At 72.1% G+C, this 23,367-nt stretch carries 19 protein-coding genes; 16 read left to right on the forward strand and 3 right to left on the reverse strand.

The window, feature by feature from the left end; all coding sequences use genetic code 11:
- Window positions 1–106 precede the first annotated feature (106 nt).
- The 4 genes from ACF073_RS07475 to ACF073_RS07490 are packed head-to-tail and all read left to right on the forward strand — an operon-like array spanning window position 107 to window position 3,309.
- Window positions 107–850: an amino acid ABC transporter ATP-binding protein gene (locus ACF073_RS07475; RefSeq protein ID WP_392067463.1), complete on the forward strand. Its 744-nt coding sequence runs from the start codon at window positions 107–109 to the stop codon at window positions 848–850.
- 16 nt (window positions 851–866) lie between these two features.
- Window positions 867–1,778: a glutamate ABC transporter substrate-binding protein gene (locus tag ACF073_RS07480; RefSeq protein ID WP_392067465.1), complete on the forward strand. Its 912-nt coding sequence runs from the start codon at window positions 867–869 to the stop codon at window positions 1,776–1,778.
- An 11-nt stretch (window positions 1,779–1,789) separates the two neighbouring features.
- Window positions 1,790–2,434 (forward strand): amino acid ABC transporter permease, encoded by a 645-nt coding sequence (locus ACF073_RS07485; RefSeq protein ID WP_392067466.1) that lies wholly within the window; start codon window positions 1,790–1,792, stop codon window positions 2,432–2,434.
- Window positions 2,431–3,309, forward strand: a complete 879-nt coding sequence (locus ACF073_RS07490) for an amino acid ABC transporter permease (RefSeq protein ID WP_392067467.1) — start codon at window positions 2,431–2,433, stop codon at window positions 3,307–3,309. The genes ACF073_RS07485 and ACF073_RS07490 overlap by 4 nt, the downstream gene beginning before the upstream one ends.
- Window positions 3,310–3,358: 49 nt before the next feature.
- On the opposite strand, the gene ACF073_RS07495 is transcribed toward ACF073_RS07490, so the two are convergent.
- Window positions 3,359–4,924, reverse strand: coding sequence for a CocE/NonD family hydrolase (locus tag ACF073_RS07495; protein ID WP_392067469.1), 1,566 nt, complete (start codon window positions 4,922–4,924; stop codon window positions 3,359–3,361).
- Between the two features lie 119 nt (window positions 4,925–5,043).
- Window positions 5,044–5,787, reverse strand: coding sequence for a hypothetical protein (locus tag ACF073_RS07500; RefSeq protein WP_392067471.1), 744 nt, complete (start codon window positions 5,785–5,787; stop codon window positions 5,044–5,046).
- 143 nt (window positions 5,788–5,930) lie between these two features.
- Here ACF073_RS07500 and ggt point away from each other — a divergent pair, with 143 nt between their 5' ends.
- Together ggt and ACF073_RS07510 are read left to right on the forward strand one after the other, a co-directional pair.
- Window positions 5,931–7,730: a gamma-glutamyltransferase gene (gene ggt / locus ACF073_RS07505; RefSeq protein ID WP_392067473.1), complete on the forward strand. Its 1,800-nt coding sequence runs from the start codon at window positions 5,931–5,933 to the stop codon at window positions 7,728–7,730.
- Window positions 7,731–7,856: 126 nt separating this feature from the next.
- Window positions 7,857–8,501 carry a hypothetical protein gene (locus tag ACF073_RS07510; RefSeq protein WP_392067475.1) on the forward strand — a complete coding sequence of 215 codons (645 nt, stop codon included), beginning with the start codon at window positions 7,857–7,859 and terminating at the stop codon, window positions 8,499–8,501.
- Here the strand turns inward: ACF073_RS07510 and ACF073_RS07515 are convergent.
- The gene (locus tag ACF073_RS07515) at window positions 8,478–11,036 is read right to left on the reverse strand and encodes an ATP-dependent Clp protease ATP-binding subunit (RefSeq protein ID WP_392067476.1); all 2,559 of its coding nucleotides are present in this window, start codon (window positions 11,034–11,036) and stop codon (window positions 8,478–8,480) included. The genes ACF073_RS07510 and ACF073_RS07515 overlap by 24 nt on opposite strands.
- Window positions 11,037–11,434: 398 nt before the next feature.
- Here ACF073_RS07515 and ACF073_RS07520 point away from each other — a divergent pair, with 398 nt between their 5' ends.
- The 10 genes from ACF073_RS07520 (at window position 11,435) to ACF073_RS07565 (ending at window position 23,366) form a co-directional block, all read left to right on the forward strand.
- Window positions 11,435–11,584 carry a hypothetical protein gene (locus ACF073_RS07520; protein ID WP_392067478.1) on the forward strand — a complete coding sequence of 50 codons (150 nt, stop codon included), beginning with the start codon at window positions 11,435–11,437 and terminating at the stop codon, window positions 11,582–11,584.
- Between the two features lie 55 nt (window positions 11,585–11,639).
- Entirely contained in the window at window positions 11,640–11,891 is a 252-nt protein-coding gene (locus ACF073_RS07525) for a helix-turn-helix domain-containing protein (protein WP_392067479.1), read from the forward strand.
- Window positions 11,892–12,020: 129 nt separating this feature from the next.
- Window positions 12,021–14,282 carry a hypothetical protein gene (locus tag ACF073_RS07530; protein ID WP_392067480.1) on the forward strand — a complete coding sequence of 754 codons (2,262 nt, stop codon included), beginning with the start codon at window positions 12,021–12,023 and terminating at the stop codon, window positions 14,280–14,282.
- A gap of 205 nt (window positions 14,283–14,487) precedes the next feature.
- Complete coding sequence (locus tag ACF073_RS07535) at window positions 14,488–15,330, forward strand: nitrilase-related carbon-nitrogen hydrolase (RefSeq protein WP_392067482.1); 843 nt, start codon at window positions 14,488–14,490, stop codon at window positions 15,328–15,330.
- On the forward strand, window positions 15,327–16,619 hold the full coding sequence (locus tag ACF073_RS07540; RefSeq protein ID WP_392067483.1) for an aspartate aminotransferase family protein: 1,293 nt from the start codon (window positions 15,327–15,329) through the stop codon (window positions 16,617–16,619). Before ACF073_RS07535 ends, ACF073_RS07540 begins: the two co-directional genes overlap by 4 nt.
- A gap of 53 nt (window positions 16,620–16,672) precedes the next feature.
- Window positions 16,673–18,250 carry a PucR family transcriptional regulator gene (locus ACF073_RS07545; RefSeq protein WP_392067484.1) on the forward strand — a complete coding sequence of 526 codons (1,578 nt, stop codon included), beginning with the start codon at window positions 16,673–16,675 and terminating at the stop codon, window positions 18,248–18,250.
- A gap of 155 nt (window positions 18,251–18,405) precedes the next feature.
- Entirely contained in the window at window positions 18,406–19,248 is an 843-nt protein-coding gene (locus ACF073_RS07550) for a nitrilase-related carbon-nitrogen hydrolase (protein WP_392067486.1), read from the forward strand.
- A 40-nt stretch (window positions 19,249–19,288) separates the two neighbouring features.
- On the forward strand, window positions 19,289–20,692 hold the full coding sequence (hydA, locus tag ACF073_RS07555) for a dihydropyrimidinase (RefSeq protein WP_392067487.1): 1,404 nt from the start codon (window positions 19,289–19,291) through the stop codon (window positions 20,690–20,692).
- 11 nt (window positions 20,693–20,703) lie between these two features.
- Window positions 20,704–21,723 carry a TIGR03842 family LLM class F420-dependent oxidoreductase gene (locus tag ACF073_RS07560; protein ID WP_392067489.1) on the forward strand — a complete coding sequence of 340 codons (1,020 nt, stop codon included), beginning with the start codon at window positions 20,704–20,706 and terminating at the stop codon, window positions 21,721–21,723.
- A gap of 116 nt (window positions 21,724–21,839) precedes the next feature.
- A complete protein-coding gene (locus ACF073_RS07565) occupies window positions 21,840–23,366 on the forward strand; it encodes an NCS1 family nucleobase:cation symporter-1 (RefSeq protein ID WP_392067490.1) in 1,527 nt (508 codons plus the stop codon).
- Window position 23,367: the final 1 nt, after the last annotated feature.

A 23,367-nucleotide genomic window follows, 5' to 3' on the forward strand; every position in this document is an offset into this window, starting at 1 on the left:
CGTAAATACGGCTTATGCCCGAAAAGTGCGTGTCGTCGTTCAACTCCGCTGACGTCTGGATAGTTTGCGGCAACCACGACACAGCTGAGAGTGAGTAGGGCTGCGGATGGCCGTCGATCCGTTGATCGAACTGCGGAACGTCAACAAGTACTACGGGGAGCTGCATGTCCTCAGGGACATCGACCTCACCGTCGGGAAGGGGGAGGTGGTCGTGGTCATCGGCCCCTCGGGCTCGGGCAAGTCGACGCTCTGCAGGACGATCAACCGGCTGGAGACGGTCCAGTCCGGCACCATCACGCTCGACGGACAGCCGCTGCCCGCGGAGGGCAAGGCGCTAGCCCGGCTCCGCGCCGAGGTCGGCATGGTCTTCCAGTCCTTCAACCTCTTCGCCCACAAGACGGTGCTGCAGAACGTCTCCCTCGCCCAGGTCAAGGTGCGCGGACGCAAGAGGGACGACGCCGACCGCCGCTCCCGTGAACTCCTCGACCGCGTCGGCCTGCTGAACCAGGCGGACAAGTACCCGGCCCAGCTCTCCGGCGGCCAGCAGCAGCGCGTCGCCATCGCCCGCGCGCTCGCCATGGAACCCAAGGCGATGCTCTTCGACGAGCCCACCTCCGCCCTCGACCCCGAAATGATCAACGAGGTGCTCGAGGTCATGCGGCAGCTCGCCCGGGAGGGCATGACCATGATCGTCGTCACCCATGAGATGGGCTTCGCCCGCGCCTCCGCCAACCGCGTCGTCTTCATGGCCGACGGCCGCGTCATCGAGGACCGCAGCCCGGAGGAGTTCTTCACGAACCCGCGCAGCGAGCGTGCCAAGGACTTCCTCTCCAAGATCCTCAAGCACTGACCGGGGGACCGCGACCATGTGCCGTACCACCCGTGTGCCACGCGCCCTGTGCGTCCTGCTGGCCCTGCTGGCCGCCGCCTGCGGCAAGGAGGGCAGCCCGCCCGGCAAGGGCCCGGCGCCCGAGAAGCTCCCGCACTACCGAGTGGCCCAGGACGTCCGCCTGCCCGGCTCCCGGACCTGGACCCGGGCGAAGAAGCGCGGCTACTTCGTCGTCGGCGCCAAGGAGGACCAGCCCTATCTCGGCGAGAAGGACCCGGCGACCGGCGTCTACTCCGGCTTCGACATCGAGATCGCCAAGATGATGTCCGCCTCCCTCGGCTTCCCGCCGCAGACGATCCGCTTCCGCACGATCGCCTCCGCCAACCGCGAAACCGCCCTCCAGAACGGCCAGATCGACTACTACGTCGGCACCTACACCATCAACGCCAACCGCAAGAAGCTCGTCGGCTTCGCCGGCCCCTACTACCTGGCCGGCCAGTCCCTGCTCGTCCGCAAGGGCGAGGACGACATCCACGGCCCGCGGGACCTCGCCGGCAAGCGCGTCTGCTCGGCGGCCGGTTCCACGCCCTACCAGCGCATCAAGGCCGACTACCCGAAAGCGGTCCTGGTCGCCTACGACACCTACTCGATCTGCGTCGACAACCTCCTCACCTACCAGGTCGACGCGGTCACCACCGACGACGCCATCCTGATCGGCTACGCGGCCAAGGCCCCCGGCGAACTCAAGGTCGTCGGCAAGCCGTTCTCCGAGGAGCCGTACGGCATCGGCGTCCCGCACGGCGACAACACGCTGCGCTTCGCCCTCGACGACGCACTGGAGGCACGCGAGAAGAACGGTGACTGGAAGAAGGCGTACGAGGCCACGCTCGGCCTGTCCGGCGTGCCCGCCCCGAAACCGCCCGCGATCGACCGCTATCCCGCGAACTGAGCGAGGACGGCATGAACGTACTGACAGACAACTTCTCGACCTACGGCGAGGGCTTCCTCGGCACCCTCGAACTCACCGTCTACGCCTCCCTGCTGGCGCTCGTGCTGGGATTCGTGATGGCGTCCTTCCGGGTCGCCCCCGTCGGCTCGCTGCGGATCTTCGGCACCGCGTGGGTCACCGTGCTGCGCAACACCCCGCTCACCCTGCTGTTCTTCGCGGTGCTGCTCGGCCTGCCCCGGTTCGGCCTGGTGCTGCCCTTCAAGGTGTTCGCGGTCCTCGCCCTCGGCTGCTACACCTCGGCCTTCATCTGCGAGGCACTGCGCTCCGGCATCAACACCGTGCCACGGGGGCAGGGCGAGGCGGCCCGCAGCCTCGGCATGTCCTTCGCGCAGACCCTGTCGCTCGTGGTGCTGCCGCAGGCCTTCCGGTCCGTCATCCCGCCCGTCGGCTCCACCCTCATCGCCCTCGCCAAGAACTCCGCGATCGCCGGCGCGTTCAGCGTGACCGAGCTGCTCGGCACGTACAAGACGATCAACGAACTCGGCTACAACATCGTCTGGACGTTCGTCTGGATCGCCGTCGGCTATCTGATCATCACGCTCGCCATCAGCGCCCTGTTCCATGTGCTGGAGCGCATGTGGGGAGTCGCCCGATGACCGAGTCCACCGCGCTCTACGACGTCCCCGGCCCGCACACGCGCCGACGGCACGCCCTCTACGGCACCCTGTCCGCCGTCGTCCTCCTCGCCCTCGCCGCCTGGATCCTGTACCTCCTCTTCGACACCGGCCAGTTCACGTCCACCAAGTGGAGGCCCTTCGCCTACCAGGGCATCCAGGAACTGCTGCTGCGCGGCCTCGGCAACACCCTGAAGGCGTTCGCCCTCGCGGCCGTCCTCTCGCTCGCGCTCGGCGGGGTGCTGGCCACCGGCCGGCTCTCGGACCACCGGCCGGTGCGCTGGCTCGCCACGCTCGTCGTGGAGTTCTTCCGCGCCATGCCCGTGCTCGTGATGATCTTCTTCATCTTCGTGGCGCTGAAGGTGCAGCCGCTGCCCGCGCTCGTCGCCGGTCTCACCCTCTACAACGGCTCGGTGCTCGCCGAGGTCTTCCGCTCGGGGGTGAACGCCGTCGAACGCGGCCAGCGGGAGGCCGCGTTCGCGCTCGGCATGCGCAAGACGGCGGTCATGGCGCACGTCCTCGTCCCCCAGGCGGTGCGGGCCATGCTGCCCGCCATCATCAGCCAGCTGGTGGTCGCCCTGAAGGACACCTCCCTCGGCTTTCTCATCACCTACGAGGAGTTCCTCCATGCCGGGAAGCTCATCGCCTCCAACCTCGACTACGATTTGCCGTTCATCCCCGTGGTGATGGTGATCTCGCCGATCTACATCGGGATGTGCATGCTGCTCTCGTGGTTCGCCGGCTGGGTGTCCCGCCGTGAGCAGCGCAGCCCCAAGACCGAGGCCGTGGTTCTCGCCGCGGCCGGCCCTGGGGCGCTGCTGCCAGGTGGGGAGCCCCCCATGGCCCCGCGACCGTAAGGGGGGCGGCAGTTCACACGGGCCATGCTCGTCCGGCGGCAGCCGGAGATCACTGCTCGCCGAGCGGGACGGACACGTACGACGGGTCGTCCACGGGCGAGGAGAAGGTCAGCTGCGCGCCGGACGGGTTGTGCTCGGCGTAGAGCGGGTCGACCGTGTCGACCACCAGCGCGAGGCGGTGCCCGGCGGGCACGTCGTAGGCCGTGGAGAACAGGTCCAGGTCGACGGCGAACGGTTCGCCGGGCGTCCGTCCGTGCCAGCTGTAGGGGGCGTGCGTGACCAGCTTGCCGAGACCGAGCGGGCCCACGTCGTACAGGTAGGCGATGAGCGTGCCGCTCTCCTTGTCCGGGGTGAGCGTGGTGTGCAGGTTCGCCGTGCCGCGCACCCGCTGGGCGGCGCCGTACCGCTCCGACTGCCACACGGCCGCCCAGCGGCGCGGCAGCAGCGGCATCGAGGCGACCGGCGGCAGCTGGGCGACCTGGTCCAGGATGCTGGAGAGGAAGACGATCCCGCCGTCCGCGCCGGAGTCGACGTTCGCGTGGATGGTGGTGGAGCCGGTGAGCGCCAGCTTCTTCCGGGTCGCGGTGACCGACTTCCAGTCCGGGTAGCCCTCGTATCCCCCCGTGCTGCGGGACTTCAGCCGGACCGGCTGCTCGCGCTCGACGCCGTTGTCGGCGCCCTTGAGGTAGTGGTCGAACCAGCGCCCGGTGTCCGTCCACACGTCGTTGGGCAGCCCGAACAGGCCGGTCAGCTCGGGCGTCGCGTGGTCGCCGGGGCGCAGCTCCAGGCGCTTGGGGACCGTCAGCTTCTCGTAGAAGGAGGCGTACTGGTTCGCCGGGAAGACCGTGTCGCCCCAGGCGTTGGCGAGCATGACGGCGGCGCCGTTCCGGTTGAGCTGGTCGGCATAGGTCGCGACGGAACGTTTCTTCCCCCAGTCGATCATCTCCTGTTCCTTGTCGAGGTCGGAGGCGTAGAGGTTGTCGAAGAGGGCGCGCAGCTCGGGGCTCTCGCGGCCGGTGAGGGTGGCCGCGCCGTCCAGTACGGCCGCCGCCTGGAGGTGCTGGGTGCGGCCCGAGTAGATCGAGTCGATCAGGTCGGCCCAGCCGCTGAGCGCGGCGACGGCCTTGACGCGCTTGTCGTGGGCGGCGGTGAGCAGGCTGATCCCGGCGCCGTACGACACCCCGGCCATGCCGATGTGCCCGGGGTCGGCCGGGGTGTGCGCGAGGGCCCAGTCGATGACCCGGGAGGCGTCCGCTATGTCGGGCGGACCGGCCACTTCTATCTGTCCGCCGGACTGCCAGAAGCCGCGCACGTTGTAGCCGACCACCACATAGCCGGAGTCGGCGAGCTTCTTCGCCTGAGCCAGGTACTCGACCTGGGGCAGGCCCCAGCTGGTGGGCAGCACGATGAGCGGGTAGTCGCGGGTGCCGTCGGCGCCCTCGGGGGTGAGCACGTTGGCCTTCAGTACGGTGCCGCCGTCGCCGGTGATGTCCACGAAGCGGATGGACGGCGCGGCCTCGGCGGCCGGTGCCAGAGCGGCGACGGTGCCGGCGATCAGCGCCGCCGAGGCGGCTGAGGCGGCGAAGGTGCGCAGTGCGGTGCGACCTTGTCCCATGGGTCACTCCTCGACTCGTGTCCGTGCAAAGTGACCCGACGGTAACCGCGCGCTCTTACCGTAAGTAACCCGTCGGTACGTACGGGTAAAGATTGTTGACGCGTACGACTGTTGAACGGCTAGCCGGCGTCCGCCGCCGTCTCCGGCAGGGGGCGCAGCGCGGTCCGCGTCACGTCCGCCACCAGCTCCACCACGTCGGGGCCGTACGCCTGCGAGTTGACCACCTTCAGCAGCAGGACGAAGGAGCCGGTGCCGTGCTTGCGGTGCAACCGCTCGTGGTGCCGGGCGAGATAGCGGGTGGCGGCCTGGTTGGTGATGGCGCGCTGGCCGCAGAAGAGGAACACCGGGCGGGAGTCGGCCTGCCCGTCCACGGTGAGCCGGGCGAGCAGCACGTACTCGCTCCGGCCGCGCTCCATGCGGTAGTCCTCCGTGCCGATCCGCAGGGCGCCCAGCTCGGGGCCGGTGTCGGCCTCGACGTTCATCCGCACGCCCGGCAGCAGCGAGGACAGGTGCGCGGCCATCCGGCGGTTCGAGTACGGCCCTCCCACGCAGAACTCCGTCCGCTCGCCGAAGCCCTGCTGGGCGGCGTCGTGCGCCACCACCCGGACGTGCGCGTTGCACTCCTTGATCAGCGCGGACAGCTCCAGCAGCGCGAACACGTCGTACCGCATCACCGACAGCTCGGAACCGCCCGCCTTGTGGTTGACCACCAGCAGCGACTCGGAGTGGTCGGGCATTCCGAAGAAGACCTGCCTGCGCCGCAGCCGGCGCCTTGACAGGTACGTCCGGGACACCCAGCCGAGCGCGGCCGAGACGCCCGCGGCTATCACGCCCAGGACGATGTTGCGCACGTCGTCGTTCATGGCCGCGCATGCTAGCGGTCCCCGGTGACCGTGTACGTACCGGTGTTCGATGTGTGACGTTCGTGTGGCGGGCCCAAGAGGCGTACTGTCGGTACCACGGCTATCTGGTTACGCTGCGCGCACTGTCCCGACGGGAGGTACGCATGGGTCGCCCAGGTACGCGCACATTGGCGGTTCTGGCGGTATCGGCCGCCATGGTGTCGGTGGGGGCCGCCGCGCCGCCCGCGCCGGCGGGCGGGAGGGCCGCCAAGGTCCCCGTGGCCGTCGGCTACGGCGGTGCCGTGTCCAGTGTCGACGCGGACGCCTCCGCCGCCGGCATCGAGGTCCTCAAACACGGCGGCAACGCGGTGGACGCGGCCGTCGCCACCGCCGCCGCACTGGGCGTCACCGAGCCCTACTCCGCCGGCATCGGCGGGGGCGGCTACTTCGTCTACTACGACGCCAGGTCCCGTACGGTGCACACCATCGACGGCCGCGAGACCGCGCCGCTCAGCGCGGACTCCGACCTGTTCACGGAGAACGGCAAGCCGCTCGCCTTCGCCGACGCCGTCAGCAGCGGCCTGAGCGTCGGCACCCCGGGCACGCCGGCCACCTGGCAGAAGGCGCTGGACGAGTGGGGCAGCGAGCGGCTCGGCACGCTGCTGAGGCCCGCCGAGCGGATCGCCCGCGACGGTTTCACCGTCGACGACACCTTCCGCGCGCAGACCGCGTCCAACGAGACCCGGTTCCGCTACTTCCCGGACACCGCGAAGCTGTTCCTGCCCGGCGGACAGCTGCCCGCCGTCGGCTCCACGTTCAAGAACCCCGAACTCGCCCGCACCTACGAGCAGCTGGGCCGCCAGGGGGTCGGCGCGATCTACCGCGGCGACATCGGCGACGACATCGTCAAGACGGTCGAGCAGCCGCCCGTGGACCCCGCCGCCGGCTGGAACGCCCGCCCCGGCAAGCTCGCCGAGAAGGACCTGGCCGTCTACCGCGCCAAGCTCCAGGCGCCCACCAGGACCTCGTACCGCGGTCTGAACGTGTACTCCATCGCGCCCTCCTCCTCCGGCGGCACCACGGTCGGCGAGGCGCTCAACATCCTGGAGAACACCGACCTGTCCAAGGCGAGCGAGGTGCAGTACCTGCACCACTACATCGAGGCCAGCCGGATCGCGTTCGCCGACCGCGGGCGCTGGGTCGGCGACCCCGCCTTCGAGAACGTACCGACCGGGCAGCTGCTGTCCCAGCGGTACGCCGACTCGCGCGCCTGCCTGATCAAGGACGACAAGGTGCTCACCAGCCCGCTCGCGCCCGGCGACCCGCGCCGCCCGGCGGCCTGCGGACGGGGCGGCACGGCGGCCCCGACGACCTACGAGGGCGAGAACACCACCCACCTCACCGTGGCCGACAAGTGGGGCAACGTCGTCGCCTACACGCTCACCATCGAGCAGACCGGCGGCAGCGGCATCACCGTCCCGGGCCGCGGCTTCCTGCTCAACAACGAGCTGACCGACTTCTCCTTCGCCCCGGCCAACCCGGCCGTGCACGACCCGAACCTGCCGGGCCCGGGCAAGCGCCCGCGCTCCTCGATCTCCCCGACCATCGTCCTCGACGGGCACAACCGGCCCGTGGTGGCGCTCGGTTCGCCCGGCGGCGCGACCATCGTCACCACCGTCCTGCAGACCCTCACCGGGTTCCTCGACCGGCACCTGCCGCTGGTCGACGCGATTGCCGCACCGCGCGCCAGCCAGCGCAACGCGGCCAAGACCGAGCTGGAGCCGGGCCTGTACGACAGCGCGCTGCGCGGGCGCCTCGAAGCCATCGGGCACTCCTTCAGCCTGAACCCCGAGATCGGCGCCGCGACCGGCGTGCAGCGGCTGCCGGGCGGGAAGTGGCTGGCAGCCGCCGAGAAGGTACGGCGCGGCGGCGGCTCGGCGATGGTGGTGGACCCGGCGAAGTAGCGCGGGTCCGCGGGGCCTCCTCCGGATCCGGGGCGCGGGCTCCCGGACCGGGGGCGGGCCGCGGGGGCAGCGGCCTGCCCGGAAGACTGCCCCCGGGGGCATTGCCGGGCCCGGCGGGGGCAGACGATGCGGCACATCGCCGTACGGCTGCTCGCCTGTGTCCACCATCTCAACGAGGTCGCGAACGGCGAGGTGGCGATCCACGCCGAGCAGAAGCCGATGGCCGCGATCGAGGCCGCGCGCATCACGCCCGAGGACCTGACCGGGGGCAAGTTCCTGGTCCGCGGCAGCAAGCGTCCCTGCCTGGCCCGCGGTGCCCTGCTGCGGCAGGTGAGCGACACCGTGTTCGACGGGGAACCCGGCGTCAACGGCGGGGCGGGGGCCTACTACAAGGGCCCGCTGCGTGCCGTCGAGGCGTACGCGCTGGGCCGGCCGTGGGAGCACCCCGACGCGATGGAGACGGATCACGAACCCGGCGACGCGGCCTGGCACGCCCGGATCCTCGGCGAGCTGACATCCAGTCAGGGGCGTGTGACGGTGATGGACGGAAAGGAGACGCGGGCGTTCGAGACGGACTCCAGCGACTACGACTCCGACCATCTGCCGTACCTGCCGCAGCGTGACCTGGACGGCGACTACGTGGGGATCGAGAAGGCGCCGGCCGCCGCCACCGCCAAGAAGCGGACGACAGCGACTCGCTGCAACGCCGAGCAGTGGCAGCGCCTCTTCGCGCGCAATGCAGCGGGGCTAGCTCTCCGGCTCCGGAGCTGACGGCTCCGGGCCCGGGGGCCGGGCCCTGCTCGTCAGGAAGTCCAGCCGCCCGTCCCGCACGTCCACGGTCACCCGGTCGCCCTCGGAGATCGTGCCGTTCAGCAGCAGCCGGGACAGCCGGTTGTCCACCTCCCGCTGGATGGTGCGGCGCAGCGGCCGGGCGCCGTACTCCGGCTGGAAGCCGCGCTCGGCGAGCCAGTCGACGGCCGCGTCGGTGAACTCGACCGTGACGCCCTGCCCGTCCAGCAGCCGCCGGGTGCTCTCCAGCAGCAGGTCGGTGATCTGCCGCAGCTGCTCGCTCGTCAGCTGCCGGAAGACCACGATCTCGTCGATCCGGTTGATGAACTCCGGCCGGAAGTGCTCCCGCAGCGGGCGCAGGATCTGCTCGCGCCGCGCCTCCTCGTCGGCCTCCGAACCGCTCGGCCCGAACCCGATCCCGGCACCGCGCCGGGTGATCGCCTCGGAACCCAGGTTGCTGGTCATCACGATGACCGTGTTGCTGAAGTCCACGGTCCGGCCCTGCGAGTCGGTGAGCCGGCCGTCGTCCAGGACCTGCAGCAGGATGTTGAAGACGTCCGGATGCGCCTTCTCCACCTCGTCCAGCAGGAGCAGCGAGTACGGGTGCCTGCGCACCACCTCGGTGAGCTGCCCGGCCTCCTCGTGGCCGACGTACCCGGGCGGGGCGCCCACCAGCCGGGAGACGGTGTGCCGCTCCTGGTACTCGCTCATGTCGAGGCGGACCATGCGGTCCTCGCTGCCGAACAGGGCCTCGGCGAGCGCGCGGGCCAGCTCGGTCTTGCCGACTCCGGTCGGGCCGAGGAAGAGGAAGCTGCCGATCGGCCTGTTGGGGCTCGCCAGGCCCGCCCGGGAGCGCAGCACCGCCTCGGTGACCACGGAGACGGCCTCCTCCTGGCCGACCACCCGCTGGTGCAGATGCCCCTCGAGGCCCAGCAGGCGTTCCTTCTCCTCCTGGGTCAGCCGGCTGACCGGGATGCCGGTCTGCCGGGACACCACCTCGGCGATGGCCTCCGTGGTCACCTCCAGCTGCCCCTCGTCGGCCTTGTCCTCGGCGCCCGCCTCCACGATCTGCCGCTTCAGCTCGGCGATCCGGTCGCGCAGCTGCTTGGCCTGCTCGTAGTCCTCGTCCGCGACCGCCTGGTCCTTGTCCCGCACCAGCTGCTCGACCGAGCGCTCCAGCGCGCGGACGTCCATGCCCTTGGTCCCCGCGCCCAGCCGGACCCGGGCGCCCGCCTGGTCGATCAGGTCGATCGCCTTGTCCGGCAGCCGCCGGTCGGTGAGGTACCGGTCCGACAGCTCCACGGCGGCGACCAGCGCCTCGTCGGTGTACTGGACCTGGTGGTGCGCCTCGTACCGGTCGCGCAGCCCGCGCAGGATCTCGATCGTGTCCTCGACGGTCGGCTCGGGCACCAGGACCGGCTGGAACCTGCGGGCCAGCGCCGCGTCCTTCTCGATCCGGCGGAACTCCTCCAGCGTGGTCGCGCCGACGATGTGCAGCTCGCCCCGGGCGAGGGCGGGCTTGAGGATGTTCCCGGCGTCCATCGCGCCGCCCTCGCCGCCGGAACCGGCGCCGACGACGGTGTGCAGCTCGTCGATGAAGACGATCAGCCGGTCGGAGTGGGCGCGGATCTCCTCCACGATGTTGTTCATCCGCTCCTCGAAGTCGCCCCGGTAGCGGGTGCCCGCCACCACCCCGGTGAGGTCGAGGGCGACCACCCTGCGGCCCGCGAGGCCGTCCGGGACGTCCCCGTCGGCGATCCGCTCGGCCAGGCCCTCCACGATGGCCGTCTTGCCGACGCCCGCGTCACCGATCAGCACCGGGTTGTTCTTGCCGCGCCGCGACAGCACCTCGATGGTCTGCTCGATCTCCGTGTCCCGGCCGATGACCGGGTCGACACGGCCCTGCCGGGCCAGCTCGGTCAGATCACGGCCGTACTTGTCCAGGGTCGGCGTGCCGGTGGGCCGCTGCTGCCGCTCCGGGCGTGGCTGGGTGCTCTCCGGGGCCTCGGGCGGCCGGGCGCCCGGCCCGAACCGGGCCGCGTTCAGGATGTGCCCGGCCGCCGAGTCCGGATTGGCGGCCAGCGCGCTGAGCACGTGCTCCGGGCCGATGTACCCGGCGCCGCTGGCCCGCGCCATGTCGTGCGCGTCCAGCAGGGCCCGCTTGACGGCCGGGGTCAGGGACAGCGAGGTCGGCGGCGGTGCCTCGCCCGGCGGGTGGACCGGGCCCGCCCGGTCGTCGATCTCCGTCGCGAGGGAGTCCGGGTCCGTGCCCGCCCGGCTCAGCAGGCTCCGGGTGGGCTCCGCCGACACCGCGGCGCGCAGCAGGTGCTGGGTGTCCAGATCCTGGCTGCCGTGCTCGGCGGCGTACTGCGCGGCCCCTCTGACCAGCTCCCGGGCCGGCTGGCTGAGCAGGCGGCCGATGTCGATGTGGCGGGGGCCTTGGGGGTTGTTCGGCAGTCCGCCGAAGAAGCGGGCCATGAAATCACCGAACGGGTCAGGAGGGTAGCCGTTGGTCATGGCGTGAATTCCTTCGCTGGCGACTGGCTCCGCCGGGTTACCGGGTGAAGGCTGTCCATGCCCACGATGACACGATCCGTGAGGGCGGGCATGTTCGCCCGCGGGGGTGACGGAGCCCGGCCGGCGGGCGGTCCGCGGGGCCTTGCGGGCCGCCCGCGCCGGCTCGGGCGGACACGCGTGCCGCGGGGCTCCCGGGACCGCGTCCGCGCCCGCCACCGTGCGCCCGGCGTGGGCCGCCGGGCGGCCGTCCCGACGTGTGTGCGGGGCCGGGGTGTCGGGCTCGGTGACGGCGGGCCATGGCCGGGGACGGTCCTCGATCGGGGCCTCGGGGCCTCGGGGCCTCCGGACCTCTGGGCCTTCGGCCGCCGCCGGGGAACTCGGGGCCGTTCGTGTGCCCGGTGTCCCATGCCGTGGCCGCCGGAGCCCTGGGGGATGCGGTGGCCCGCCGCACGGCGGACCCGGTCGGCGCCGTGCGCGAGGCCGCAGACGCGGTCCTCGGCGACGGCCGCCGCGAGGCCCGCGCCCGGGTGGGGATGCGGCGCCCCTGAGCCCATTACTGTACCGGTATTTGAATGGGAGGGCCGAGCAGGCAGAATGGGGGCCATGGTGCGCAACCCCCTCACCCCCGAAGAGCGCGAGCGCGGTGAGCGGCTCGGACGGCTGCTGCGCGAGGCGCGCGGCGGCCGGACCATGGCCGACGTCGCCGCCGAGGCGGGCGTCTCGGCCGAGACGCTGCGCAAGATCGAGACGGGGCGGGCGCCGACACCGGCGTTCTTCACCGTGGCCGCGCTGGCGAACGTCCTCGACCTGTCCATGGACGAACTGGTGGCGCGGTGCGCCCTGGTGCCCGTCTGAGGCGCCGGCGAGGTCGAGTCCCCGTGCCGGGCGGCCCGCGCGCTGCCGGAAAACTCTCCGTAGCAGTCCCGTAACGCGACTGGTGTTGCCTGACGGGTGGAGTACTGGCAGTCGGGCGGGAGCTGGGCGATGACTGTGGGGCAACTACCTTTACGGGTAAGGGAGTTCGCGAACTATCTGGACGCCCTGCTGGCACGCCTCGATCCGCGCGCCGGCTGGAACGGGGTCTTCTGGCAGCGCGACCCCGAGGGCATGCGAGCCTGCCTGGACGGGCGCGAGGTGCCGCCGTGGGACGTCGTGACGGCGCTGCTGGAGGACCTGGCCGTGGCGTACGGTTCGGCCGCGGCGGCGGCCGAGGAGCGGCGGGCCCGCGCACTGCACGTCGCCGCGCTCACCGCGTACGACGCCCTGCCCGGTGCCCGGGAGGCCTTGGCCGGCAGGCTCGACGGCATGCTGCGCGAACAGCGGCACGCCGCGGAACGCCACGCCGAACTCAGCCGCATGCTGTCCGCTCCGGTGTCCGCGGCGGAGGCCGAGTCCCTCCGCCGCGACCTCGCCTGGGCCCGCGACGACCATGCGCGCGCCACGGCACGCTGCGCCGAACTCCGCTCCCGGCTGGCCGAGTCGGACCGCCGGCTGATGCCTGGACCGCGGATCGCCGCCACCGGATCAGGAACCCCTTCCGCCACCGGCGCCCCACCCGGCATCCCGTCCCTCGCCGATGCCCCACCCGGCACCCAACCCCTCGCCGATGCCGAAACCGGCGCTTTCGCCCCGCCCGCCACCGGCGCCTACGCCCGGCCCGTCACCGGTGCTTTCGCCCCGCCCGCCAGTGGCGCCTACGCCCGGCCCGCAGCCGGCGCTGTCACCCCGCCCGACAGTGGCGCCTCCACCCCGCCCGCTGCCAGTGCTTTCGCCCCACCCGCCAGTGGCGCCTACGCCCGGCCCGCCGCCGGTGCTTTCGCCCCACCCGACAGTGGCGCCTCCACCCCGCCCGCTGCCAGTGCTTTCGCCCCTCCCGCCAGTGGCGCCTTCGCCCGGCCCGCCGCCGGTGCTTTCGCCCCTCCCGCCAGTGGCGCCTTCGCCCGGCCCGCCGCCGGCGCTGTCGCCCCGCCCGCCAGTGGCGCCTTCGCCCGGCCCGCCGCCGGTGCTGTCGCCCCGCCCGCCACCGGCGTTTTCCCCCCGCCCGCCGCCGGTGCTGTCGCCCCGCCCGCCGCCGGCGCTGTCACCCCGCCCGCCAGTGGCGCCTCCACCCCGCCCGCTGCCAGTGCTTTCGCCCCACCCGCCAGTGGCGCCTACGCCCGGCCCGCCGCCGGTGCTTTCGCCCGGCCCGCCGCCGGTGCTGTCGCCCCGCCCGCCGCCGGCGCCTACGCCCGGCCCGCCGCCGGTGCTGTCGCCCCGCCCGCCGCCGGCGCCTACGCCCGGCCCGCCGCCGGTGCTGTCGCCCCGCCCGTCACCGGCGCCTCCACCCCGCCCGTCACCGGCGTTTTCCCCCCGCCCGTCACCGGCGCCTCCACCCCGCCCGTCACCGGCGCCTCCACCCCGCCCGTCACCGGCGCCTCCACCCCGCCCGTCACCGGCGTTTTCCCCCCGCCCGTCACCGGCGCCGAAGCCGCGCCCCGCCCCGTGCCGGATGCCCCCGCCCCCGCCCCCGGCAAGCCCCGCAAGCGGCGCCGCGGGAGTGCCCGGTTCGCCGGGGCCGGCGACGGCGACGTGGCCGCCCCCGTCGTCGTGCCGCAGGTGGCGGCGGCCGGCGCCGTGCCGGATGCCGCCACCGGGCCCGCCGTGCCGCGCGGAGCCCGGTTCGCCGGGGCCGAGGAGGCCGTCGAGGCGGCGGTGCCGGCCCGTGCGCACGTGGACGAGGAGGCCGGGGCGGCGGTCGCCGGGGCCGTCGCCCTGCTGGTCCGGTTGCGGACCGACGGGCGCACCGGTGAGGCGCATGTGCTGCTGGCCGAGGCCGCGCGCTGGCCCGCCGGCCGGCTGCCGATGCTCGCCGACGCCCTGCACCGGGCCGGGCTCGGCGCCGACTGGGCCACCCTGCTGTGGGAGGCCGCGGCGCTCCCCGCCGACCGGCTGGTCGCCGCCGCCGACGCGCTCACCGCCGCCGGCCGGGACGACGACGGCCGCGCCCTGCTGCGGCAGGGCGCGGCACGCCCCGCCGAGCAGATCGGCGCGGCCGTGCTGCGGCTGGCCGGCGAGGGACGGACCAGGGAGGTGCGGGCCCTGTTGGACGCCTACGTACGCGTCCGCACCCCCGAGGAGGCCGCCCGGTCCGCCGCCGCCGACCCGCGGCACCTGGTCCCGCTGCTGCTGGCGGCCGCGCACGGCGTCTCCGACGAACGGCACTGGGACCTCGTGCACGCGCTGCGCGTCGCCGGGCACGCCATGTGACCGGCACCCGGCCCGCCGCGTCCCGGTCTGCCCCGATCCGCCCGCTGGCCGGCGGCCCCGCTCACCCACAGGAGTGTGAAACGTGATCGACTCCGCGGGTTGACGACAATGGTCTTGGCAAGAGCCTCGCGGGGGCTTACGTTCGTGCCTCTACGGCCTCCTCTACGGGCGTAGAGGCTCTGACGTCGTGTCGAAGGAGCAGCTCATGACCAACGTCGTCCGCGCCGCTCTGGTCCAGGCGACCTGGACCGGCGACACCGGGACCATGGTGGCGAAACACGAGGAGCACGCCCGCGAGGCGGCCCGCCGGGGCGCGAGGATCATCGGATTCCAGGAAGTCTTCAACGCCCCCTACTTCTGCCAGGTCCAGGAGCCGGAGCACTACCGCTGGGCGGAGCCGGTGCCCGACGGACCGACCGTGCGGCGGATGCGGGAACTGGCCCGCGAGACCGGCATGGTGCTGGTCGTCCCGGTCTTCGAGGTCGAGCAGTCCGGCTTCTACTACAACACCGCCGCCGTGATCGACGCCGACGGGAGCTACCTCGGCAAGTACCGCAAGCACCACATCCCGCAGGTCAAGGGGTTCTGGGAGAAGTACTACTTCAAGCCGGGGAACCTGGGCTGGCCCGTCTTCGACACCGCCGTCGGCAAGGTCGGCGTGTACATCTGCTACGACCGCCACTTCCCCGAGGGCTGGCGGCAACTCGGACTCAACGGCGCCCAGTTGGTCTACAACCCGTCCGCCACCCACCGCGGTCTCTCCGCCCACCTGTGGCAGCTCGAACAGCCCGCGGCGGCCGTCGCCAACGAGTACTTCGTCGCCGCCATCAACCGGGTCGGGCGGGAGGAGTACGGCGACAACGACTTCTACGGGACGTCGTACTTCGTCGATCCGCGCGGCCGGTTCGTGGGGGAGACGGCGAACGACGAGGCGGAGGAACTCCTCGTCCGCGACCTGGACTTCGACCTCATCGAGGAAGTGCGGCAGCAGTGGGCCTTCTACCGCGACCGCCGCCCCGACGCCTACGAAGGGCTGGTGCAGCCGTGAACGACCTCTACTCCCGTCACCGCCGGGTCCTGCCCGACTGGCTCGCCCTCTACTACGACGAGCCGATCGAGATCACCCACGGCGAGGGCCGGCACGTCTGGGACGCCACCGGCCGCCGGTACCTGGACTTCTTCGGCGGCATCCTGACCACGATGACCGCGCACGCGCTGCCCGACGTGACCAAGGCGGTCAGCGAGCAGGCCGGCCGGATCATCCACTCCTCGACCCTCTATCTCAACCGCCCGATGGTCGAACTGGCCGAACGCGTCGCCCAGTTGAGCGGAATCCCGGACGCCCGGGTCTTCTTCACGACCTCCGGCACCGAGGCCAACGACACCGCCCTGCTGCTCGCCACCGCCCACCGGCGCAGCAACACCGTCCTGGCCATGCGCAACAGCTACCACGGCCGCTCCTTCAGCACGGTCGGCCTCACCGGCAACCGCGGCTGGTCCCCCACCTCCCTGTCCCCGCTGCAGACCCTGTACGTGCACGGCGGGGTGCGCACCCGGGGGCCGTTCGCCGCCCTCGACGACCGCGCCTTCATCGACGCCTGTGTCGCCGACCTCAAGGACGTCCTCGGCCACACCCGGCCGCCGGCCGCGCTGATCGCCGAACCCGTCCAGGGCGTCGGCGGCTTCACCTCGCCCCCCGACGGCCTGTACGCGGCCTTCCGGGAGGTGCTGAACGCCCACGGCATCCTGTGGATCGCCGACGAGGTGCAGACCGGCTGGGGCCGCACCGGCGACCACTTCTGGGGCTGGCAGGCGCACGCCCGCAGCGGCCCGCCGGACATCGTCACCTTCGCCAAGGGCATCGGCAACGGCATGTCCATCGGCGGTGTCGTCGCCCGCGCCGACATCATGAACTGCCTGGACGCCAACAGCATCTCCACCTTCGGCGGCACCCAGGTCACCATGGCCGCCGGCCTCGCCAACCTCGCCTACCTCCTCGAACACGACCTCCAGGGCAACGCCCGGCGCGTCGGCGGACTGCTCATCGAGCGGCTGCGGTCGGTCGCCGCCCAGCTGCCCGGGGTGCGGGAGGTGCGCGGACGCGGCCTGATGATCGGCGTCGAACTGGTCAGGCCGGGCACGGACGAGGCCGACCCGGCCGCCGTCTCCGCCGTGCTGGAGGCGGCGAGGGAGGGCGGCCTGCTCATCGGCAAGGGCGGCGGGCACGACACCAGCGCCCTGCGCATCGCCCCGCCGCTGTCGCTGACCGTCGCCGAGGCCGAGGAGGGCGCGGCGATCCTGGAACGTGCGCTGCGGACCACGTACGAGAACGGCTGAGACGCCCGCACCACGCCGCGGGGGAGCAGGCACGAGAGAACAGGTGTACGGCCATGACAACCGCCTCGGAGTCCCGGCACACCGGCCCGCCGCCGCCCGAACCGGTGCTCTCCGTGCGCCAGGTGCTGACCCTGGAACGGGTGCTCGCCGGGGAGCCCGAGGTGGTGGCGGGCGCCGGACAGCTGGACCGGCCGGTGCGCTGGGTGCATGTCGCGGAGGCCGCCGACGTCGGGGTGATGCTCAGCGGCGGGGAGATGGTCCTCACCACCGGTGTGCTGCTCGCCGGCGACGAGGCGGGGCAGGCCGAGTACATCCGGTCCCTGCACCGGGCCGAGGCGGCGGCCGTCGTCCTCGGCCTCGGGCGGGCCTTCCCCACGCCGCCCGAGGTGATGCGCCGGGCCGCCGAGCGGTGCGGGCTGCCCATGGTCGTCCTGCACCGGCCGTTCCCCTTCGCCGAGCTGACCGAAGAGGTGCAGTCCCGGCTGGTACGGCGGAAGTACGCCGCGATCAGCCTGTCGGAGACCGTACGGACCGCCCTCACCGGACTGATCACCGCCGCCGCCCCGCTGCAGCGGCTGCTCGACGAGGTCGCCCGGCACAGCGGCTGTCCGGTCGTCGTCACCAATCTCGCCCACCGGGTCCTCGGCACGGCGGGGGAGCGGTCGGCGGTGGACGACGTCCTGCGCGACTGGGAGCGGATCGCCCGGCAGGCGGGCGGCGGCACGGGCGACGGCTGGATCCGCGCCGAGCTGGGCGGCCGCGGCGAGCGCTGGGGCCGGCTGCTGCTCTGCGGCTACCGGGGCGATCAGGCCACCGGGCGGCTGCTCGCCGACCGGGCCGCCGAGGCGGTGGTGCTGCACCGGATGCTCGGCGGCGGCTCCGCGCACAGCTGGGAGGAGCAGTCGGCGCAGAGCCTGCTGACCGACCTGGTCTCCGGGGTCGTACCGGCCAGGCAGCTGCTGCCCCGGGCCCGCGCCGCCGGACTGCCGGTCAACCGGCGCACCTTCGTGCCCCTCGTGGTCCGCGACCGCCGCCCGGACCAGATCGACCGAGTGCTGCGCCTGCTGGGGCTGCCGGGCATCGCCGCCGAACTCGCCGACCGGACGGCCGCCGTCCTGCTCAGCCTCGCCCGCGACCAGGACGCCGAGGCACTCACCGCGCACTTCGCGGCCCGGCTGGCGACGGGCTCGCCCGCCGTGGTCGCCGCCGCCGCTCCCCGCACCGACTGGGCGGACGTGCCCGCCGGACTGCGCGAGGCCCGGCATGTCGCGGACGCCGCCGCCGGCTCATCGGCGGCCCTCAGGCTGCCGGCCGTCGTACGGCTGCGGGACGTCCATCTGCGCGGCCTGGTCCGGCTGCTGCGCGACGACCCGCAGGTGCAGTCCTTCGCCGAGCGAGAACTCGACGGGCTGCTGTGCGCGGCCGAACCGGAGCTGCTGAACGTCCTGCGGACCTATCTGGCCACGGGCCGCAACAAGTCCCGCACCGCCCAGCTGCACCATGTCTCCCGGCCCGCCCTGTACCGCCGCCTGGAGGCCATACAGGGCCGCCTCGGTGTCGACCTCGACGACTTCGAACAGGCGGCCTCCGTGCACATCGCGCTCCTCGCGCATGACGCGCAACAGGGGTGAAACATGCGACGACCTGCGAAAACGGCGGTGAAACATGGGACCGCGCACGCGTGACACGGTGGCACGCCGACCGGCCACGGACGTGACACGCTGCCCGTCGAACCGGCCGTCCGGACTTCCTAGGCTCACCGCACACCGAGCTACCGGAGGTCCCGATGAGCCGAGTGATCCGTGCCGCCCTGTTCCAGACCGCCTGGACCGGCGACAAGGAATCCATGATCCAGGTCCACGAGCAGGCGGCCCGCGACGCGGCGGCACAGGGCGCCCAAGTCCTCTGCTTCCAGGAGCTGTTCTACGGCCCCTACTTCTGCCAGGTCCAGGACAAGGCGTTCTACGAGTACGCCGAGCGGATCCCGGACGGCCCGACCGTCCGGCGCTTCCAGTCCCTCGCCCGCGAGCTGGGCATCGTCCTGGTACTGCCCATGTACGAGGAGGAGCAGCCCGGCGTCCTGTACAACACCGCCGCCGTGATCGACGCGGACGGCTCCTACCTGGGCAAGTACCGCAAGACCCACATCCCGCAGGTGCAGGGGTTCTGGGAGAAGTTCTACTTCCGGCCCGGCAACAGCGGCTGGCCCGTCTTCGACACCGCCGCCGGCCGGATCGGGGTCTACATCTGCTACGACCGCCACTTCCCGGAGGGCTGGCGGGCGCTCGGCCTCGCCGGAGCCGAGATCGTCTTCAACCCGTCGGCCACCTCGCGCGGCCTGTCCCGCTACCTCTGGCAGCTGGAGCAGCCCGCCGCTGCCGTCGCCAACGAGTACTTCGTCGGCGCGATCAACCGGGTCGGCGTGGAGGACCTCGGCGACAACGACTTCTACGGCACCACGTACTTCGTGGACCCGGAGGCCCAGTTCGTCGGCGAGCCGGCGAGCGACAAGGAGACCGAACTCGTCGTCCGCGACCTGGACCTGGCCACACTCCGCGAGGTCCGCGACCGCTGGCAGTTCTACCGCGACCGGGCGCCGGGGGCGTACACGCCGCTGACCGCGCCCTGACCGCGGCGACCGCACCGCCCACCCTGGGAGGAGAGGGATCATGAGCAGCCGTACCGTCATCCGCGGTGGTCTCGTCATCACGGCGTCCGACGAGATCCACGCCGACGTGCTGATCGAGGACGGCCGCATCGCCGCCCTCGCCGCCTCCGGCACCCCCGCCGCCGAGGCGTTCACCGCCGACCGGGTCATCGACGCCGCCGGGAAGTACGTCATCCCGGGCGGCGTCGACGCCCACACCCACATGGAGCTGCCGTTCGGCGGCACCTTCGCCTCCGACACCTTCGAGACCGGTACCCGGGCCGCCGCCTGGGGCGGTACGACGACCATCGTCGACTTCGCGGTGCAGAGCGTCGGCCACACCCTGCGCGAGGGCCTGGACGCCTGGCACGCCAAGGCCGAGGGCAACTGCGCCATCGACTACGCCTTCCACATGATCGTCTCCGATGTGAACCAGGAGACGCTCAAGGAACTCGACCTCTTGGTCGAGGAAGGAGTGACCAGCTTCAAGCAGTTCATGGCCTACCCCGGGGTCTTCTACTCCGACGACGGCCAGATCCTGCGCGCCATGCAGCGCTCCGCCGAGAACGGCGGCCTGATCATGATGCACGCCGAGAACGGCATCGCCATCGACGTGCTGGTCGAGCAGGCGCTCGCCCGGGGCGAGACCGACCCGCGCTACCACGGCGAGGTCCGCAAGGCCCTGCTGGAGGCCGAGGCCACCCACCGCGCCATCAAGCTCGCCCAGGTCGCCGGCGCCCCGCTGTACGTCGTGCACGTCTCCGCGCAGCAGGCCGTCGCGGAGCTGGCGCGCGCCCGCGACGAGGGACTGAACGTCTTCGGCGAGACCTGTCCCCAGTATCTGTTCCTGTCCACCGACAACCTCGCGGAGCCCGGCTTCGAGGGCGCCAAGTACGTGTGCAGCACACCCCTGCGCCCCAGGGAGCACCAGGCGGCGCTCTGGAAGGGCCTGCGCACCAACGACCTTCAGGTGGTCTCCACCGACCACTGCCCCTTCTGCTTCACCGGCCAGAAGGAACTGGGCCGCGGCGACTTCTCCAAGATCCCCAACGGTCTGCCGGGCGTCGAGAACCGTATGGACCTGCTCCACCAGGCCGTCGTCGACGGGCACATCTCGCGCCGCCGCTGGATCGAGATCGCCTGCGCGGCCCCGGCCCGGATGTTCGGCATGTACCCGAAGAAGGGCACCATCGCCCCCGGTGCCGACGCGGACGTCGTCATCTACGACCCGCACGCCGAGCAGGTGATGTCCGCCGGGACCCACCACATGAACGTCGACTACTCGGCGTACGAGGGCAAGCGGGTCACCGGCCGCGTCGAGACGGTCCTGTCGCGCGGCGAACCCGTCATCGAACGGCGGGAGTACACCGGACGCGCCGGGCACGGCGTCTACACCCCGCGCTCCACCTGTCAGTACCTCAACTAGGAGTGGTGCCGATGGACTTCGGACTCGTCCTGCAGACCGACCCGCCCGCCTCCCGCGTCGTCAGCCTCATGAAGCGGGCCGAGCGCAACGGCTTCACCTACGGCTGGACCTTCGACTCCGCCGTGCTCTGGCAGGAGCCGTTCGTCATCTACAGCCAGATCCTCGAACACACCCGGAACCTGACGGTCGGCCCGATGGTCACCAACCCGGGCACCCGTACCTGGGAGGTCACCGCCTCCACCTTCGCCACCCTCAACGACATGTTCGGCAACCGCACCGTCTGCGGCATCGGCCGCGGCGACTCCGCGATGCGCGTCGCCGGCCGCAAGCCCAACACCCTCGCCCGCATAAGCGAGTCCATGAAGGTCATCCGCGCGCTGGCCCGGGGCGAGGAGGCCGACCTCGGCGGTACGGTGCTCCGGTTCCCCTGGATCAAGCCGGGCGCCGAACTCCCCGTGTGGATGGCCGCGTACGGCCCCAAGGCGCTGAAGATGACCGGCGAGGAGGCCGACGGGTTCATCCTCCAGCTGTCCGACCCGTATCTGACCGAGTACATGGTCAAGGCCGTCAAGGACGCGGCGGCCGCCGCCGGACGGGACCCCTCCGAGGTGACCATCTGCGTCGCCGCCCCGGCGTACGTCACCGCGGACGACTCGCCCGAGGCCCTCGCCCACGCCCGCGACCAGTGCCGCTGGTTCGGCGGCATGGTCGGCAACCACGTGGCCGACCTGGTCGCCAAGTACGGCGAGCACTCCGGCCGGATCCCCGACGAACTCACCGACTACATCAAGGCCCGCCAGGGCTACGACTACGCCCACCACGGGCGCAGCGGCAACCCCGACACCGAGTTCGTGCCCGACGAGATCGTCGACCGGTTCTGCGTCATCGGTCCGGCCGCCGCGCACATCGAGAAGCTGAACGCGCTGCGCGACCTGGGCGTCGACCAGTTCGCCCTGTACGACATGCACGACGCCCAGGAAGCCACCATCGACGCCTACGGCACGACGGTGATCCCGGCCGTCAACGGCTGACCGCACTCCGTCCCCCGCTCACCCCCCACCTCCTGGTCACCCCTCCCCGCCGTCCCGGGGAGGGGCCGGTGCCCGCACGGCCTTTCCCGTCCCGCCCTTCTTCGATTGGCCTGCCCATGACCGACACCGCTCCCACGGCCATACCGCCGACCGCTCAAGTCACCCTGCCCGACGGCCGGGTGGAGATCGCCCCCGGTTCACCGCAGCCCAGCGGCCCCTACGCCAACGCGGACCTGCTCCCCGTCCCCACGGCACAGCGCACCTGGACGATGTACAACTTCTCCGCGCTGTGGGTGGGCATGGCCCACAACACGGCCTCCTGGACCCTGGCGTCCGGGCTGATCGCGGTGGGCATGGACTGGAAGCAGGCGGTGTTCACCATCGCCCTCGCCAATCTGGTCGTGCTGGCGCCGATGCTGCTGACCGGACACGCCGGTCCCAAGTACGGCATCCCCTTCCCGGTCTTCGCCCGCGCGTCCTTCGGGGTGCGCGGCGCCAATCTCCCCGCCGTGGTCCGGGCGTTGGTGGCGTGCGGCTGGTTCGGCATCCAGACCTGGATCGGCGGCGAGGCGATCTACTTCCTCGCCGGGAAACTGATCGGCGGCAGCTGGGCAAACGCCTCGCACATCGGCGGCTACGCCTGGACCATGTGGCTGTCGTTCGCGGTCTTCTGGGGCATCCAGGTCGCGATCATCCACCGGGGCATGGAGACCATCCGCCGGTTCGAGAACTGGGCCGCGCCCTTCGTCCTCGTCGGCGCCTTCGTGATGCTCGGGTGGATGAGCGGCAAGGCCGGCGGTGTCGGCCCGCTCTTCGACCAGCCCTCCACGCTGGGCTGGGGCGCCGACTTCTGGAAGCTGTTCTGGCCCTCCCTCATGGGCATGATCGGCTTCTGGTCCACGCTGTCCCTGAACATCCCCGACTTCACCCGCTACGGCAGGAGCCAGCGTGCGCAGACCTGGGGGCAGGCGCTCGGTCTTCCCACCACCATGACGCTCTTCGCGTTCCTCTCCGTGCTGGTCACCTCCGGCTCGCAGGCGGTGTACGGCAAGCCGGTCTGGGACCCCGTACAGCTGGCGGCGAAGACGGACAACGTGGTCGGCCTGCTCTACGCCCTGGTCACGGTGCTGGTGGCCACGCTCTCGGTGAACATCGCCGCCAACCTGGTCTCCCCGGCCTTCGACTTCTCCAACGTGGCGCCCAGGAAGGTGAGTTTCCGCGCCGGTGCGCTGATCACCGCGGTCCTCGCCGTGCTGATCTTCCCGTGGAAGCTGTACTCCGACCCGCAGGGCTACATCTTCACCTGGCTCGGCCTGGTCGGCGGACTGCTCGGCACGGTCGCGGGCATCCTGATCGCCGACTACTGGCTGCTGCGCCGCACCCGCCTCGACCTCGCCGACCTCTACCGCGCGGGCGGCCGCTACTGGTACGACGGCGGCTGGAACTGGCGGGCGGTCGCGGCCTTCCTCGCGGGCGGTGTCCTCGCGGTCGGCGGCGCCGGCCTCAAGCCCCTGATCGACGGCCGCCCGATCCCCGCGCTGGCCCCGCTCGCCGACTACGGCTGGGCGGTGGGACTGGGCACCTCCCTGGTGCTCTACACGGCCCTGACCCTGGCCACGGGCCGGGACCGGCGAACCGGCTGAC

The organism is Streptomyces sp. NPDC015171 (genome assembly GCF_043079545.1).
In the GTDB taxonomy this organism is placed as follows: domain Bacteria; phylum Actinomycetota; class Actinomycetes; order Streptomycetales; family Streptomycetaceae; genus Streptomyces.

Excerpts from the sequence above, each read along its gene's own strand:
- ACF073_RS07475 (WP_392067463.1), top strand. The coding sequence starts at position 107 with ATGGCCGTCGATCCGTTGATCGAACTGCGGAACGTCAACAAGTACTAC.
- ACF073_RS07480 (WP_392067465.1), top strand. The coding sequence starts at position 867 with ATGTGCCGTACCACCCGTGTGCCACGCGCCCTGTGCGTCCTGCTGGCC.
- ACF073_RS07485 (WP_392067466.1), top strand. The coding sequence starts at position 1,790 with ATGAACGTACTGACAGACAACTTCTCGACCTACGGCGAGGGCTTCCTC.
- ACF073_RS07490 (WP_392067467.1), top strand. The coding sequence starts at position 2,431 with ATGACCGAGTCCACCGCGCTCTACGACGTCCCCGGCCCGCACACGCGC.
- ACF073_RS07495 (WP_392067469.1), bottom strand. The coding sequence starts at position 4,924 with ATGGGACAAGGTCGCACCGCACTGCGCACCTTCGCCGCCTCAGCCGCC.
- ACF073_RS07500 (WP_392067471.1), bottom strand. The coding sequence starts at position 5,787 with ATGAACGACGACGTGCGCAACATCGTCCTGGGCGTGATAGCCGCGGGC.
- ggt (WP_392067473.1), top strand. The coding sequence starts at position 5,931 with ATGGGTCGCCCAGGTACGCGCACATTGGCGGTTCTGGCGGTATCGGCC.
- ACF073_RS07510 (WP_392067475.1), top strand. The coding sequence starts at position 7,857 with ATGCGGCACATCGCCGTACGGCTGCTCGCCTGTGTCCACCATCTCAAC.
- ACF073_RS07515 (WP_392067476.1), bottom strand. The coding sequence starts at position 11,036 with ATGACCAACGGCTACCCTCCTGACCCGTTCGGTGATTTCATGGCCCGC.
- ACF073_RS07525 (WP_392067479.1), top strand. The coding sequence starts at position 11,640 with ATGGTGCGCAACCCCCTCACCCCCGAAGAGCGCGAGCGCGGTGAGCGG.
- ACF073_RS07530 (WP_392067480.1), top strand. The coding sequence starts at position 12,021 with ATGACTGTGGGGCAACTACCTTTACGGGTAAGGGAGTTCGCGAACTAT.
- ACF073_RS07535 (WP_392067482.1), top strand. The coding sequence starts at position 14,488 with ATGACCAACGTCGTCCGCGCCGCTCTGGTCCAGGCGACCTGGACCGGC.
- ACF073_RS07545 (WP_392067484.1), top strand. The coding sequence starts at position 16,673 with ATGACAACCGCCTCGGAGTCCCGGCACACCGGCCCGCCGCCGCCCGAA.
- ACF073_RS07550 (WP_392067486.1), top strand. The coding sequence starts at position 18,406 with ATGAGCCGAGTGATCCGTGCCGCCCTGTTCCAGACCGCCTGGACCGGC.
- hydA (WP_392067487.1), top strand. The coding sequence starts at position 19,289 with ATGAGCAGCCGTACCGTCATCCGCGGTGGTCTCGTCATCACGGCGTCC.
- ACF073_RS07560 (WP_392067489.1), top strand. The coding sequence starts at position 20,704 with ATGGACTTCGGACTCGTCCTGCAGACCGACCCGCCCGCCTCCCGCGTC.
- ACF073_RS07565 (WP_392067490.1), top strand. The coding sequence starts at position 21,840 with ATGACCGACACCGCTCCCACGGCCATACCGCCGACCGCTCAAGTCACC.